Genomic DNA, 15,028 nt, shown 5'->3' with positions numbered 1-15,028 from the left:
TAGCACCTGTCTGACAGGAGCGGCGTGAGCGCGGTCCAACACACACAACCGGTGAAGGACACGCACACATGACGACGCCCACGATCGAGCTCAAGCCCTCCTCGAACCCGCTGTCCGACGCGGAGCGCGAGGCGATCCTGGTAAAGCCCGGATTCGGCCGCTACTTCACCGATCACATGGTGACGATCCGGTGGACCGAGGGCCGCGGCTGGCACGACGGCCAGCTCGTCCCCTACGGCCCGCTCTCCCTCGACCCCGCGACCACGGTCCTGCACTACGCGCAGGAGATCTTCGAGGGCCTCAAGGCCTACCGCCGGCCCGACGGCTCCGTCGCCACGTTCCGCCCCGAGGCGAACGCCAAGCGTTTCCAGGCATCGGCGCACCGGCTGGCCATGCCGGAACTGCCCGTCGAGACGTTCATCGAGGCGTGCGACGTGCTGGTCCAGCAGGACAAGGCATGGGTTCCGGCACACGGTGGCGAGGAGTCGCTCTACCTGCGCCCGTTCATGATCGCGACCGAGGTCGGCCTCGGTGTGAAGCCCGCCAACGAGTACCTCTTCGTCGTCATCGCCTCGCCCGCCGGTGCCTACTTCCCCGGTGGCGTCAAGCCGGTCTCCATCTGGCTCTCCGAGGACCGCGTCCGCGCCGTCCCCGGCGGCATGGGCGACGCCAAGACCGGCGGCAACTACGCGGCGTCCCTCCTCGCCCAGGCGGAGGCCGCGGCGAAGGGCTGCGACCAGGTCGCCTACCTCGACGCGGTCGAGCACAAGTGGGTCGAGGAACTCGGCGGCATGAACCTGTACTTCGTGTACGGGAACAAGATCATCACCCCGGCCCTGACCGGCTCCCTGCTCGCCGGCGTCACCCGTGACTCGCTGCTCAAGGTCGCCCGCGACCTCGGCTACGAGTCCGAGGAGGGCCGCGTCTCCATCGACCAGTGGCGGACCGACACCGCGAACGGCACCCTCACCGAGGTCTTCGCCTGCGGTACCGCAGCCGTCATCACCCCCGTCGGCACCGTCAAGTCCGCGGGCGGCGAGTGGACCCAGAGCGAGGGTGCGCCCGGCGAGGTCACGATGAAGCTGCGTGAGCGCCTGCTGGACATCCAGCGTGGCGTCGCCGAGGACACCCACGGTTGGATGCACCCGCTCGGCTGACGAGAGGCCTCAGGATCTCCTGGTCCGACCCTGTCGTATGCGCGAAGGCCGCGCCCGGTTTCTGCCGGGTGCGGCCTTTGTCGTGCTCCCGGACCGGCGGCGTGGTTGGAGCGTCGCTCAAAAGTGACGAAGTCGAGCTTTTGGTTACTGCTGATCCACGGTTAGAGTGCTGCTCTAAACAGGAGGTGTGCGGGCGTGCGACTGACCCCGACGGAACGTGACCGGCTGCTGCTCTTCGGCGCCGCCGAACTGGCCCGGGCCCGCCGCGCCCGAGGGCTGAAGCTCAATGTCCCCGAGGCGACCGCTCTGATCGCGGACACGGTCTGCGAGGCCGCCCGCGACGGGCGCAGACTCGCCGAGGCCATCGAGGCCGCACGGTCCGTGCTCGGTCCCGACGATGTCCTTCCGGGGGTCGCCGATGTGGTGACCGAAGTCCATGTGGAGGCCGTCTTCGATGACGGTTCGCGGCTCGCCGTGGTTTCCCGGCCGCTGGGCGGCGGGCTCGGCGACGACGCTCCCGGGGCCGTCGTCCCGGGTCCCGCCACGCCCGAGCCGGAACCGGCGGCGCGCCTCGCGGTCCGCAACACCGCGACCGTGCCGGTCTCAGTGACGTCGCACTTCCACTTCTTCGAGGCCAACCCGCGGCTCGACTTCGACCGGGCGGCGGCGTACGGGATGCGGCTCTGCGTCCCCGCCGGTTCCTCCGTCCGCTTCGGGCCGGGGGAGTCGGTCGAGGTGGGGCTGGTGCCCATCGGCGGAGACCGGATCGCCATCGGGTTCGCCGGGCTGGTCGACGGACCGCTCGACGCGCCCGGCGCACGCGACGAGGCCCTGCGGCGCGCGGTGGCATGCGGATACCTGGGAGCAGAGCGATGAGTATCGATCCGTACGAGTACGCCTCCGTCCACGGCCCGCGGGCCGGGGACCGGGTCAGGCTCGGTGACTCCGGGCTGACCGTCCGCGTCGAGTCGGACGCACAGCAGTACGGCGAGGAATTCCTCGCCGGATTCGGCAAGACCGCCCGCGACGGGCTGCATCTCAAGGCCGCCGCCGTCCGGGACACCTGCGATGTCGTCATCAGCAATGTGCTGGTCATCGACGCCGTGCAGGGCATCCGCAAGGTGTCGATCGGTATCCGCGAGGGCCGGATCTCGGCGATCGGGCGGGCCGGTAACCCGGACACCCTCGACGGCGTCGATGTCGTTGTCGGCACAGGGACGACGATCGTCTCCGGCGAGGGGATGATCGCGACGGCGGGCGCTGTCGACACCCATGTCCATCTGCTCTCGCCGCGGATCATGGAGGCATCGCTCGCCTCCGGTGTCACCACGATCATCGGCCAGGAGTTCGGCCCCGTCTGGGGTGTCGGCGTCAACTCGCCCTGGGCCCTGCGCCATGCGTTCAACGCGTTCGACGCCTGGCCGGTCAACATCGGCTTCCTGGGGCGCGGTTCGTCCTCCCACGAGGCGCCGTTGGTCGAGGCGCTCGCGGAGGGCGGGGCCTGCGGCTTCAAGGTCCACGAGGACATGGGCGCCCACACCCGCGCCCTGGACACCGCACTGCGGGTCGCCGAGGAACACGACGTCCAGGTCGCCCTGCACAGCGACGGGCTGAACGAGTGCCTGTCGGTCGAGGACACCCTGCGTGTCCTCGAAGGCCGCACGATCCACGCCTTCCACATCGAGGGCTGCGGCGGCGGACACGTCCCCAACGTCCTCAAGATGGCGGGCGTCGAGAACGTCATCGGCTCGTCCACCAACCCGACGCTGCCCTTCGGCAGGGACGCCGTCGCCGAGCACTACGGGATGATCGTCTCCGTACACGACCTCAAGACGGACCTGCCGGGCGACGCCGCCATGGCCCGCGACCGCATCCGCGCCGGGACGATGGGCGCCGAGGACGTCCTGCACGACCTGGGCGCCATCGGTATCACGTCCTCCGACGCGCAGGGCATGGGACGGGCCGGTGAGACGGTACGCCGCACCTTCGCGATGGCCGGGAAGATGAAGGCCGAACTCGGCCCGATGGACGGGGACGGCCCCGCGGACGACAACGCCCGGGTGCTGCGCTACATCGCCAAGCTCACCATCAACCCCGCCATCGCCCACGGCCTCGCGCACGAGATCGGCTCCATCGAGACCGGGAAGCTCGCCGACATCGTGCTGTGGCGGCCCGAGTTCTTCGGTGCGAAGCCGCAGCTCGTGCTGAAGTCCGGCTTCCCGGCGTACGGGGTCACGGGCGACCCGAACGCCGCCACCGACACCTGTGAACCCCTGGTCCTCGGACCGCAGTTCGGAGCGTACGGAGCCACCGCGGCCGATCTCTCCGTGGCCTTCGTCTCGCAGGCCGCGACCCAGCTCGGCGCGGACCTGATGCCCACGCGCCGGCGCCGTGTCGCAGTGCGCGGGACGCGCGGCATCGGCCCCGGCGACCTCGTCCACAACTCCCGTACCGGAGAAGTCGCGGTGGACGCCCACAGCGGTCTGGTCACCCTGGACGGCGACCCGCTGCGCTCCGAGCCGGCCGACTCCGTCTCCCTCAACCGCCTCTACTTCCTCTGACACCTTTCAAGGACGCTTCATGACCTTCCGCATGCCGCCCGAGTGGGCCCCGCACGAACGCACCTGGATGGCCTGGCCGGGCCCCAACCCCACCTTCGACACCGACGCCGAACTGGACGAGGCCCGCAGCGCCTGGGCCACCGTCGCCCGCGCCGTCCGCCGCTTCGAACCCGTCACGATGGTCGTCGGCCCGGGCCAGGAGGACAGCGCCCGCGCACTTCTCGGCCCGGACATCGAGCTGGCCGTCCGTCCGCTCGACGACGCCTGGATGCGCGACATCGGCCCCACCTTCGTCAGTGACGGGCGTCAACTGGCCGCCGTCGACTGGACGTTCAACGGCTGGGGCGCCCAGGGGTGGGCCCGCTGGGAGCATGACCAGCACATCGCCCGCGCCGTCGCCGGTCTCGCGGCCGTCCCCGTACACAGCTCGACGCTCGTCAACGAGGGCGGCGCCATCCATGTCGACGGCGAGGGCACCGTTCTGCTCACCGAAACCGTCCAGCTCGGCAAGGAACGCAACCCCGACTGGACCCACGAGCAGGTCGAGGCCGAGATCCACGCCAGGCTCGGCACCGAGAAGGCCATCTGGCTGCCCCGCGGACTGGCCGGTGACTACGGCACGTACGGCACCCTCGGTCATGTCGACATCGTCGCCGCCTTCGCCCGCCCCGGCACCGTCGTCGCCCATGTCCAGCCGGACCCGGCCCACCCCGACCACGAGATCACCCGTGAGACCGTCCGCATCCTGCGCGCCGCCACCGACGCCAGGGGCCGCTCCCTGAACGTGGTGGAGGTCCCCGCGCCCACCGTGCTGAAGGCCGACGGGGAGTGGGTCGACTACTCCTACATCAACCATTACCTCTGCAACGACGGCGTGGTTCTCTGCGCCTTCGACGACCCGCGCGACAAGGAGGCGGCGGCGATCTTCGGCGAGCTGTTCCCCGACCGTACGGTGACACTCGTCGACGCCCGTACGATCTTTGCCGGCGGTGGAGGCATCCACTGCATCACGCAGCAGCAGCCGAAGGTCTGAACCGTGCCCCCCGCTCCACGCCGTCGCAACACCGCCCCGCCCCGCGAGGAAGTGCTGGCCGCCGCCATGGCCACCATCGCCGAGCGGGGCCTCGACGGCCTCACCATGGCCGGGCTCGGCCGTGAGGTCGGCATGAGCAGCGGACACCTCCTCTACTACTTCCGCACCAAGGACGAGCTGCTGCTCCAGACCCTGGAGTGGAGCGAGGGCCGGCTCGGCGCACAGCGGCGCACCCTGCTGTCCGGTCGGGTGACGGTCCGCGAACGGCTCGACGCGTACATCGATCTGTACCTCCCCGACGGCCACCGCGATCCGCACTGGACGCTCTGGCTGGAGGTCTGGAACCGCTCGCAGAACGCCGACGACGACGCACGCGCCCGGCAGGCCGCGATCGAGGGCGCCTGGCACCGCGACCTGGTGGCGCTGCTGGCGGAAGGCGCCTCGCGCGGGGAGTTCCGTACCGTCGACGCCGAACGGTTCGCGACCCGGCTGCGCGCCCTGCTCGACGGGTTCAGCGTCCATGTCGCGGTCGGTATCCCCGGCACCGGCCGCTTCCAAGTCCTCGACCAGGTGCGGGAGTTCATCGACGACTCGCTTACCGCACCGGAGCGGCCCGTTCTGCCGTGAACTAAACGCACTCAAGTACGCCTGATCGTTGCCCGTTGCGGCCTTGTTGCGCTCCCGGCTGTTCGGGCACGGTGGCGGACCATGGGACGAGAGCAGTGGAAGAAAATCTGGGTCGGCTCCGCCGGCAACATGGTCGAGTGGTTCGACTGGTTCGTGTACGCGACCTTCGCGGTCTACTTCGCGGATTCGTTCTTCCCCGAAGGCAATGAGACCGCCAATCTCATGAACACCATGGGCATCTTCGCCGTCGGCTTCTTCATGCGGCCGGTCGGCGGCTGGCTGCTCGGCCGGATCGGTGACCGCAAGGGCCGCAAGGCCGCGCTCACCCTCACCGTCACCCTCATGTCGGCCTCCGCGGTCCTCATCGCCATCGCGCCGACGTACGACGTCGCGGGATACGGCGGTGTCGCCGTCCTGCTGGTGGCCCGGCTGCTGCAGGGCCTCAGCGTCGGGGGCGAGTACGCCGCCAGCGCCACCTATCTGACCGAGGCGTCCGCGCCCCACCGGCGCGGCTTCGCCTCCAGCTTCCAGTACGTGTCCATGACCGCGGGACAGCTCATCGGCCTCGGCCTCCAGATCATCCTGCAGCGCAACATGTCGGACGCGGCCCTGCACAGCTGGGGCTGGCGCATCCCGTTCATCGTCGGTGCGCTCGGTGCCGCGATCGTCTTCTATCTGCGCCGCTCGATGCTGGAGACCGAGGTGTACGCGGAGTCCGGCGCCGCCGAGCAGGAGGACCGCGGCACGCTGAAGGCGCTGTGGCAGCACAAGCGCGAGGCGTTCCTGGTGATGGCGCTGACCATGGGCGGGACCGTCGCGTACTACACGTACACGACCTATCTCACCAAGTTCCTCTCCAAGAGCGCCGGCATGGAGAAGTCCACCGCCTCGCTCGTCAGCTTCTGCGCCCTGTTCGTCTTCATGTGCATCCAGCCGCTGGCCGGACTGCTCTCCGACCGGATCGGCCGCCGCCCACTGCTGATCACCTTCGCCGTCGGCTCGACCTTCCTGACCGTGCCGATCATGACGATGCTCAAGCACGCGGGCACCTTCTGGCCCGCGTTCGGCCTGGCGCTCCTCGCACTGGTCGTCGTCACCGGCTACACCTCGATCAACGCCTGTGTGAAGGCCGAGCTCTTCCCGACCGGCATCCGCGCCCTGGGCGTCGCCCTCCCGTACGCCATCGCCAACGCGCTCTTCGGCGGAACCGCCGAGTACGTGGCGCTCTGGTTCAAGAAGTCGGGCGTCGAGTCCGGCTTCTACTGGTACGTGGCGGGCTGCGCGGCGGTTTCCCTGGTCGTCTACCTGACCATGCGCGAGACCCGCGGCATCGACCTCGGCCGGGTCGGTGCCGACCGCAGGACAGGGCAGGCGGCCCCGGCGGAGTCGTCCGGAGCGACGAGCGTCACGCCCGCATCCTGAGACGGGCCACGGCACGGAGGCAGCCCTGTGCAAGACTGCCTCCGTGCCCTCGTTCGTCATGATTATCGGCAACAGGCGCGCCGGTCCGCAGTGACCGTCCCGTACCACCATGTGCGGCACGGCCACCGTGCCCCAGACCCGCGCGCAGACCTCTCGCACCCGCGAGGGGTTTTTTCGTTTTCCGGCCCTCACCCCGGCCGGGGTGAGGTGCGCGGGATGATGGGGGCAAGTGGAGCCAGATCGTCCGGATCCACTCATCCGACAGGAGTTCAGACCAGCATGACCACCAAGGCCAAGGCCACCGACGACAGTTTCCATGTCTTCGACACCACACTGCGCGACGGGGCCCAGCGTGAAGGCATCAACCTGACGGTCGCGGACAAGCTGACCATCGCGCGGCACCTGGACAACTTCGGCGTGGGCTTCATCGAGGGCGGCTGGCCCGGCGCCAACCCCCGGGACACCGAGTTCTTCGCCCGCGCCCAGCAGGAGATCGAGTTCAAGAACGCCGAGCTGGTCGCCTTCGGCGCGACCCGCAGGGCCGGTGGCAAGGCCGCCGAGGACCACCAGGTCAAGGCGCTGCTGGACTCCGGTGCCCCCGTGATCACGCTGGTCGCCAAGTCCCACGACCGCCATGTGGAACTCGCCCTGCGCACCACCCTCGAAGAGAACCTGGAGATGGTCCGCGACACCGTCTCCTTCCTCCGTGAGCAGGGCCGCCGGGTCTTCGTGGATTGCGAGCACTTCTTCGACGGCTACCGCGCCAACCCCGAGTACGCCAAGGCCGTCGTCCGCGCCGCCTCCGAGGCCGGCGCCGATGTCGTCATCCTCTGCGACACCAACGGCGGGATGCTCCCGGCCCAGGTCCAGGCCGTCGTCTCCACCGTCCTCGCCGACACCGGCGCCCGGCTCGGCATCCACGCCCAGGACGACACCGGCTGCGCGGTCGCCAACACCCTGGCCGCCGTCGACGCGGGCGCCACCCACGTCCAGTGCACCGCCAACGGCTACGGCGAACGGGTCGGCAACGCCAACCTCTTCCCCGTCGTCGCCGCCCTGGAACTCAAGTACGGCAAGACCGTCCTGCCCGAGGGCGCACTCGCCGACATGACCCGCGTCTCGCACGCGATCGCCGAGGTCGTCAACCTGACGCCCTCCACCCACCAGCCCTATGTGGGTGTTTCCGCCTTCGCCCACAAGGCCGGACTGCACGCCTCCGCGATCAAGGTCGACCCCGACCTGTACCAGCACATCGACCCCGCGCTGGTCGGCAACACCATGCGGATGCTCGTCTCCGACATGGCGGGCCGCGCCTCCATCGAGCTCAAGGGCAAGGAGCTCGGCATCGACCTCGGAGGCGACCGCGAACTCGTCGGCCGGGTCGTCGAACGCGTCAAGGAGCGCGAGCTCAAGGGCTACACGTACGAGGCCGCCGACGCCTCCTTCGAACTGCTGTTGCGCGCCGAGGCCGAGGGCCGGGCACGCCGCTACTTCCGCACCGAGTCCTGGCGCGCCATCGTCGAGGACCGCCCCGACGGCACGCACGCCAACGAGGCGACCGTGAAGCTCTGGGCCAAGGGCGAGCGCATCGTCGCCACCGCCGAGGGCAACGGCCCGGTCAACGCACTCGACCGGGCGCTGCGCGTCGCGCTGGAGCGGATCTACCCGCAGCTCGCCAAGCTGGAACTGGTCGACTACAAGGTCCGCATCCTCGAAGGCCGCACCGGCACCGAGTCCACCACCCGCGTCCTCATCACCACGGGCGACGGCACCGGCGACTGGGCCACGGTCGGCGTCGCGGAGAACGTCATCGCGGCGTCCTGGCAGGCGCTGGAGGACGCCTACACGTACGGGCTGCTGCGTGCCGGGATCGAGCCGGCGGAGTAGTCGTCGCAGGCGGGCCCACCGCACGTTCGCCGTGGGCCCGCCGGACCGGTCGTGCCGCTCAGGCCAGAGAAGGACTACGGCATCCCGACCGTCATCACCGAGAACGGCGCCGCCTTCGACGACACCGTCCCCGAGGGGCCGGATCCACGACGCCGACCGCTGAAGGAGGCGTACCGGACCGGGTGGTGGCGCACAAGCCGCCCACCTGGGTTAGCTTCGATATATGCGGAACAGGCTGTTCCCGACCTTGTTGGCCGGCCTGCTGCTGATTCTCTCGGTGGCCGTGCTCGCCATGGCGCCCGCTGCGCCCACAGCGGTCGGTGCATCCACCATCAATGATGTCGCGCAGGCGCTGCGCAAGGGCCCGGTGTACGTCGACCCGGCCGCCGCCGACCAGCTCTCCCCGGGACAGGCGGCCGCCCTGACGAAGAAGATCAAGGACGCCGACAAGCCCGTTCTCGTGGCGGTGCTGCCGCGGACCTCGGCGTTCCCCGAGCAGAACCTGCTCACCACCCTGCGCACCGACACCGGCATCACCGGCGTCTACGCGGTCCGCCTCGGCAACGGGTTCAACGCGGGCGCCGACCCCACGGTGATGTCCACCCGGGCGGTCCAGAACCTCACCGCCGCCGTGAGGACACCCGGCACGGACACCGACGCCGCGACGCAGCTGAACGCCTTCGTCGACCGGGCCGTCGAACAGGCCCGGGGCAGCGCCCCCGCCTCCTGGGGCGGCTCCTTTGCGGGCGACGGATCATCGTCCACCGTCGGACTGATCACAGTCGGCGCGATCCTGGTGCTGGGCGCCGGCACGGCCTACACGATCTTCCGGCGCAACCGGAAGCGCAAGGAGGACGAGGAGCGGGCCGCACTCGACAAGCTCCGGGTCGTCGTGGACGAGGACATCACCGCGTACGGAGAAACCCTGGACCGGCTCGACTTCCACCCCGCCGAGGCGGGCGCCGACGACAGCATGCGCGCCGACTACGAGCGGGCACTCGACTCCTACGAGAGCGCCAAAATCCGCATGTCGAAGGCCCAGCACCCATCCGATGTGCGCGGGGTCACCCAGGCCCTGGAGGACGGCCGCTTCTCCCTCGCCGTCCTGGAGGCCCGACGCAAGGGCGGTGAACCGCCCGCCCGCCGCCCGCCGTGCTTCTTCGACCCGCGCCACGGCCCCTCGGTCGCCGACGTCCGGTGGTCCCCGTCCGGCGGAACGGCCCGTGAGGTCCCGGTCTGCGCGGCGGACGAGATCCGGCTGCGCGAGGGCGAGGAGCCGCTCGGCCGTACCGTCGACACGGGCGACGGCCGCCGCCGCCCGTACTGGGAGGCGGGCCCGGCGTACGGCCCCTGGGCGGGCGGTTACTTCGGCGGTGGTCTGCTCCCCGGCCTGCTGGTCGGCACACTGCTCGGCTCGGCGCTGTCGAGCCCGGCGTACGCGGCGGAGTACGGCGGCGGTGACTTCGACTCCGGCGGTGACTGGAGCGGCGGGGACTTCTCCGGCTCCGACTTCGACTCGTCGGGCTTCGACGGCGGCGGCTTCGGCGGCGGCGACCTCGGGGGCGGCGGATTCGACGGAGGCGGGTTCTGAGCCGCTGACCGGCTATCTCTCGGGCAGGTGCGATTCATGCTAGACCTGAAGTTATGTCTGGTATCGGCCGATTCCGGGCGGCGCTGCGACGCTCCGTCCGGCGACCACATCGGCACGATGGGGGGCGCTCGGGCCAAGCCACCCCCGCGCCGCCCGGCCGGGACATGAGCCACCGCTCCCCGGGCCGCGAACTGCTGTCCCTGTTCAGCCTGCGCACCGTGGCCGGCCAGGTCTTCTGCTTCGTTCTCGGGCTCGTACTCCTGCTCATCGCCGGCGGCGGGGTCGCGCTGGTGCTGCAGGGCCGCAGCGACAGCCTGCAGGAGGCCCGGCTGCGCACAATGAGCGTGGCCGAGACATTCGCCCACTCGCCCGGGATCCTGCCGGCACTGGACAGCAAGAATCCCACCGCCATCCTGCAGCCACGCGCGGAGCAGGTCCGTCGGCAGACACATGTCGATTACGTCGTCGTGGCCGGCCCCCAGGGCATCCGTTACACCCACCCCGACCCCGCGCTGATCGGCAAGCACCTCGTCGGCCCGTACAAGGAGGCACTGGCCGGCCACGGCTTCACCAAGAGCTTCTCCGGCAGTCAAGGGCCGTCGCTCAACTCGGTGGTGCCCGTCAAGCGGCTCGACGGTTCGGTCGCCGGCGTGGTGTCCGTCGGGCTCACCGACAAGTCCGTGAACAGCGTGGCTGCCCGGTCCATCCCGTTCAGCATTGCCGTCGGGGTGGTCGCCTTCGCGGTCACCGCGGGGGGCGCGGTGCTCTTGAGCAGACGGCTGAGCCGTCAGACACACGGGCTCGGACCGGTAGAGATGACCCGGATGTACGAGCACCACGACGCGGTGCTGCACGCGGTCCGCGAGGCCGTCCTCATCGTCGGGGCCGACCACCGGCTGACGCTGGTCAACGACGAGGCCCGCAGACTGCTCGCCCTTCCCCCGGATGCCGAGGGCCGCGCGTTGACGGACCTCGGACTGGCCCCGGAGACCGTGGAACTGCTCGCCTCCGGCCGGACCGTCACGGACGAGGTGCTGCGCGTCGGCAACCGGCTGCTGGCCGTCAACCTCCGTCCGGCGGGCGCGGGTGGCGGGCCGCCCGCCACCGTGGCGACCCTGCGGGACACCACCGAGCTCCGCAAGGTCACAGGCAAGGCGGAGTTCGTCCATGAACGCCTGCTGCTCCTCTACGAGGCCGGTGCCCGGATCGGCACCACCCTCGACGTCAGCCGGACGGCCCAGGAGCTGGCGGATGTGGCGACTCCCGGATTCGCCGACGTCACGAGCGTCGACCTCGCCGATCTCGCGCTCCCCGGGGATGAACCGACCACGCCGGACAGTGCCCCGCTGGACATGCGCCGTACCGCCGTCGCCGCCACGGACCCGGACCAGCCCCTGTACTCGATCGGCCGACTGGTCGGATTCGTTCCCTCCAGGATCCGGGCCATGCGCGTGAACATCGACGAGGTCGGACTGGGGCCCGAGGTGATCACGCAGCTGGGATGGCGGTACTGGGACCCCGAGCGGGCCTCGAAGATCCTGGACTACGGATTCCACTCGGTGCTCTCCGTGCCGCTGCACGCACGCGGCGTCATCCTGGGCCTGGCCAACTTCTGGCGCGCGGGCAATGCCGACCCGTTCGACGAGGACGACCAGTCCTTCGCCGAGGAACTGGTGGCCCGGGCGGCCGTCAACGTGGACAACGCCCGCAGGTACACACGCGAGCACGAAATGGCCGTGACGCTGCAACGCAGCCTGCTGCCTCGCGACCTGCCCGAGCAGAACGCCCTCGATGTCGCCCACCGCTATCTGCCGGCGCGGGCCGAGGTGGGCGGCGACTGGTTCGACGTGATCCCGCTGTCCGGCGCCCGGTTCGCACTGGTCGTCGGTGATGTGGTCGGACACGGGCTGCACGCCGCCGCCACCATGGGGCGGCTGCGCACCAGCATCCACAACTTCTCCGCGCTGGACTTCGCGCCCGACGAGCTTCTCGGACATCTCGACGAACTGGTCAGCCGGATCGACCAGGACGAGGCGGCCGGCGACGGCGCCGAGATCGCCGGAGCCGGCTGCCTGTACGCGATCTACGACGCGGTCTCCGGGAACTGCTCGGTGGCCCGGGCAGGCCACCCCGGGCCCCTGCTGGTCCTCCCGGACGGCAGCGTCGAGGTTCCCGAGGTTCCGGTGGGCCTGCCCCTCGGCATCGGTGGCATGCCCTTCGAGGCGGCCGAGTTCCACGTACCCGAAGGGAGCCGTCTGGTCCTCTACACGGACGGTCTCCTCGAAAGCCGCGACCGGGACATCGACGCCGGCCTGGAGCTGCTGCGCGCCACTCTCGCCGGTCGCGACCGGACACCGGAGCAGACCTGCGACGACGTGCTCGACGCGATGCTGTCCGGGCCGCCGACCGACGACGTCGCCATCCTGGTGGCCCGCACCCGCACGCTCGATCCGGACCAGGTCGCGCAATGGGCCGTGGCCACCGATCCGGCGGCCGTCGCCGGGGTCCGCAAGAACGTCGCCCAATGGCTCTCCGAGCGTGGCCTGGACGAGGAGGCGTTCACCACCGAGCTGATCCTGAGCGAACTGGTCACCAACGCGGTGCGCTACGCCACAGGACCGATCGAGGTCCGCCTGCTGTACGACCGCAACCTGATCTGCGAGGTGTCCGACACCAGCAACACCTCACCGCATCTGCGCTATGCGGCGACGACGGACGAGGGCGGCCGGGGCCTGTTCCTCGTCGCCCAGTTCGCCGAACGCTGGGGCACCCGTTACACCGAGACGGGCAAGGTGATCTGGTCGGAGCAGACGGTCGGCGAATCGGGGACGGAGGAGGACGCTTGAAGCGCGTTGCAGAAGGCTACGAGCGTCGTCGTCCGGAATGCCGACGGAGGGCTGCCGTGCCACGCTGAAACGGGGGTCTCGTCGGCCCCGGCATTGCTCGGCCGGACCGACGGCCCTACCACCCGAGGAGATCGAAATGGCCAGTGACATCACCGGAACCAAAGCGAGCTACAGGAACCCGAGCCCCTCGCACGCGCCGACATCCGGTACCACCCTCCTGGCAGCGGTCCTGTTGATCCTCGGCGGAGCGATGGCGATCTGCGAGGGGATCGCGGCCATCACGAAGGACCGTGTGTTCGTCGTGACGCGCCACTACGTGTTCGAGTTCAGCCTGACGGGCTGGGGCTGGGTCCACCTCATTCTGGGCATCGCCCTCGTCCTCGCCGGCTGTGCCGTGTTCAGCGGAGCCCTGTGGGCGCGGTTCTTCGGTGTCGCCGTTGCCGGCCTGGGCGCGATCGCCAACTTCCTGTGGCTGCCGTACTACCCCTTGTGGGCCTTGGTGCTGATCGCCGTCAACATCCTCGCCGTCTGGGCGCTGTGCATGGGCATGCACCGAGAAGCGGACGCGGGGCTGACGGCCTGACCCCACGCGTCTCGGGCCGCGATCGAGACCGCGCGAAGAACGCCGGCCAGGCGGCGTCCCGTCGACGAGCCGACTCAACTCCCGTGCTGCTCCGCGTGAGTGGGCACGCACCCCTGCCCCGGTTCACGGGTGGCCGCCGGGGCGCGGGCTCAAGGTCTGACGGCCTCGGAGAGTGCTGTCCGCAACTGCTCGTACATCGGAGCCAGTTGACGCAGCCCCGCCTCCAGGGTCCGGTCGTCCCCGGTGACGAGCGGGTGTTGCAGACCGCCGAGGATCCGGGACTGCCGGTTCAGTACGGCCGCGCAATCGGTCAGGCCGATCAGGTCCAGGCAGGCCGCCGCATCTCCGAGACGGCGCGCGCCGACGCGTACGCCGAACCCGGCCATCATGGCGCGGATGCCCGGCGCGAGTCCCTCGGCCACCTGTGAGGCAAGGGCCTCGACCGCAGCCGCTCCGCCGAGCGACCCGGGCGGCATCGCCAGGTCGTCGCGGCCGGCCAGCCACCGCAGGGCGTCGGGCAGCGAATCCCGCAGCGCTTCGGCGACCGTGACGTCGCGTTCCCGGGCGAAGCGGGTGCGCATCACGAACGGTGCGTCGGTGTACGTGACGCTCTTCGCCTCCCAGGCGGCAGCGAAGTCCGCGGTCGGCAGCGTCGCGTACGGGTGGCCGTGCGGGTCGTGGAGCAGCACGGTGTCGCCGTCGACGGCGAGGACCTGTACGAAGTGGTCGCCGCCGTCGGCGGCGGGGGTGCCGGGATGGTAGAGCAGCAGCCCCATGTCCAGGGGCCCGGCCAGGACGGGCCCGTGGGCGCAGGCAGCGCGCAGCTGGTCCAGTGCCTCGTCGGAGGTCCCTCCGTCGGTGCGCTCGCAGCGCATGCCGAGCAGGTCGATGGCGGCGTCCAGGCCCAGATCCGGATCCCAGCCGTACGGGTCGAAGAGCGGCAGGGTGCCCGCGATCAGCTGGACGCCGAAGGGCGAGCCGGTGAGCGTTTCGATGACCGAGGGGGCAGGGGCGTTCGGGCCGAGCGTCATCGCGAGGGAGTTGGTGAAGCAGTACGGGCCGGAGCCGATGTAGCCGGGCATGTGGATCGATCCCTTGTGTCGGTGACCGGGTGGGGCCTCAGTCCAGACCCTCACACCGTGACAAGGTCAAGAAATTGCCGCTCCGGCAAGTATCCTTGCCGATTTCATCGAAGGGGTCGTCCGGTCGGACCACGGCAGTGCACGGTCCCGCCGGACGACGAGCGCCCGCCTTCCGGCCCCAGGCGGGGGAGGGGGGAAGGCGGGCGCGCTCGGGTTCAGGCGTGAAGCAGCGGGAGGCG

11 protein-coding genes are annotated in these 15,028 nt (G+C 70.3%); 10 read left to right on the top strand and 1 reads right to left on the bottom strand.

Going from position 1 to position 15,028, the window contains the following annotated elements; translation table 11 throughout:
* Positions 1-68 precede the first annotated feature (68 nt).
* The 10 genes from IEZ15_RS22590 to IEZ15_RS22545 all read left to right on the top strand — a co-directional run bounded on the left by IEZ15_RS22590 (position 69) and on the right by IEZ15_RS22545 (position 13,707).
* Entirely contained in the window at positions 69-1,157 is a 1,089-nt protein-coding gene (locus IEZ15_RS22590) for a branched-chain amino acid aminotransferase (RefSeq protein ID WP_114246833.1), read from the top strand.
* A 195-nt stretch (positions 1,158-1,352) separates the two neighbouring features.
* Positions 1,353-2,033, top strand: coding sequence for an urease subunit gamma (ureA, locus tag IEZ15_RS22585; protein ID WP_114246834.1), 681 nt, complete (start codon positions 1,353-1,355; stop codon positions 2,031-2,033).
* Positions 2,030-3,718 (top strand): urease subunit alpha, encoded by a 1,689-nt coding sequence (locus IEZ15_RS22580; RefSeq protein WP_189279106.1) that lies wholly within the window; start codon positions 2,030-2,032, stop codon positions 3,716-3,718. The genes ureA and IEZ15_RS22580 overlap by 4 nt, the downstream gene beginning before the upstream one ends.
* Before the next feature lie 19 nt (positions 3,719-3,737).
* Positions 3,738-4,751, top strand: coding sequence for an agmatine deiminase family protein (locus IEZ15_RS22575; RefSeq protein ID WP_189279105.1), 1,014 nt, complete (start codon positions 3,738-3,740; stop codon positions 4,749-4,751).
* Between the two features lie 3 nt (positions 4,752-4,754).
* Complete coding sequence (locus IEZ15_RS22570) at positions 4,755-5,378, top strand: TetR/AcrR family transcriptional regulator (protein WP_189279104.1); 624 nt, start codon at positions 4,755-4,757, stop codon at positions 5,376-5,378.
* Positions 5,379-5,459: 81 nt separating this feature from the next.
* Positions 5,460-6,800: an MFS transporter gene (locus IEZ15_RS22565; protein WP_189279103.1), complete on the top strand. Its 1,341-nt coding sequence runs from the start codon at positions 5,460-5,462 to the stop codon at positions 6,798-6,800.
* A gap of 279 nt (positions 6,801-7,079) precedes the next feature.
* A complete protein-coding gene (cimA, locus tag IEZ15_RS22560; RefSeq protein WP_189279102.1) occupies positions 7,080-8,687 on the top strand; it encodes a citramalate synthase in 1,608 nt (535 codons plus the stop codon).
* Positions 8,688-8,910: 223 nt separating this feature from the next.
* Entirely contained in the window at positions 8,911-10,278 is a 1,368-nt protein-coding gene (locus IEZ15_RS22555; protein ID WP_189279101.1) for a hypothetical protein, read from the top strand.
* A gap of 164 nt (positions 10,279-10,442) precedes the next feature.
* A complete protein-coding gene (locus IEZ15_RS22550) occupies positions 10,443-13,124 on the top strand; it encodes a SpoIIE family protein phosphatase (protein WP_229846045.1) in 2,682 nt (893 codons plus the stop codon).
* A 136-nt stretch (positions 13,125-13,260) separates the two neighbouring features.
* Positions 13,261-13,707: a DUF7144 family membrane protein gene (locus tag IEZ15_RS22545; protein ID WP_189279099.1), complete on the top strand. Its 447-nt coding sequence runs from the start codon at positions 13,261-13,263 to the stop codon at positions 13,705-13,707.
* A 149-nt stretch (positions 13,708-13,856) separates the two neighbouring features.
* Here IEZ15_RS22545 and IEZ15_RS22540 read toward each other — a convergent pair whose 3' ends face one another.
* The gene (locus IEZ15_RS22540) at positions 13,857-14,789 is read right to left on the bottom strand and encodes a YobF C-terminal domain-containing protein (RefSeq protein ID WP_189279098.1); all 933 of its coding nucleotides are present in this window, start codon (positions 14,787-14,789) and stop codon (positions 13,857-13,859) included.
* Between the last annotated feature and the right edge of the window lie 239 nt (positions 14,790-15,028).

The organism is Streptomyces atratus (assembly GCF_014648655.1).
Classification (GTDB): Bacteria; Actinomycetota; Actinomycetes; order Streptomycetales; family Streptomycetaceae; genus Streptomyces; species Streptomyces atratus.
This window is presented reverse-complemented; position numbering and strand designations above follow the sequence as displayed.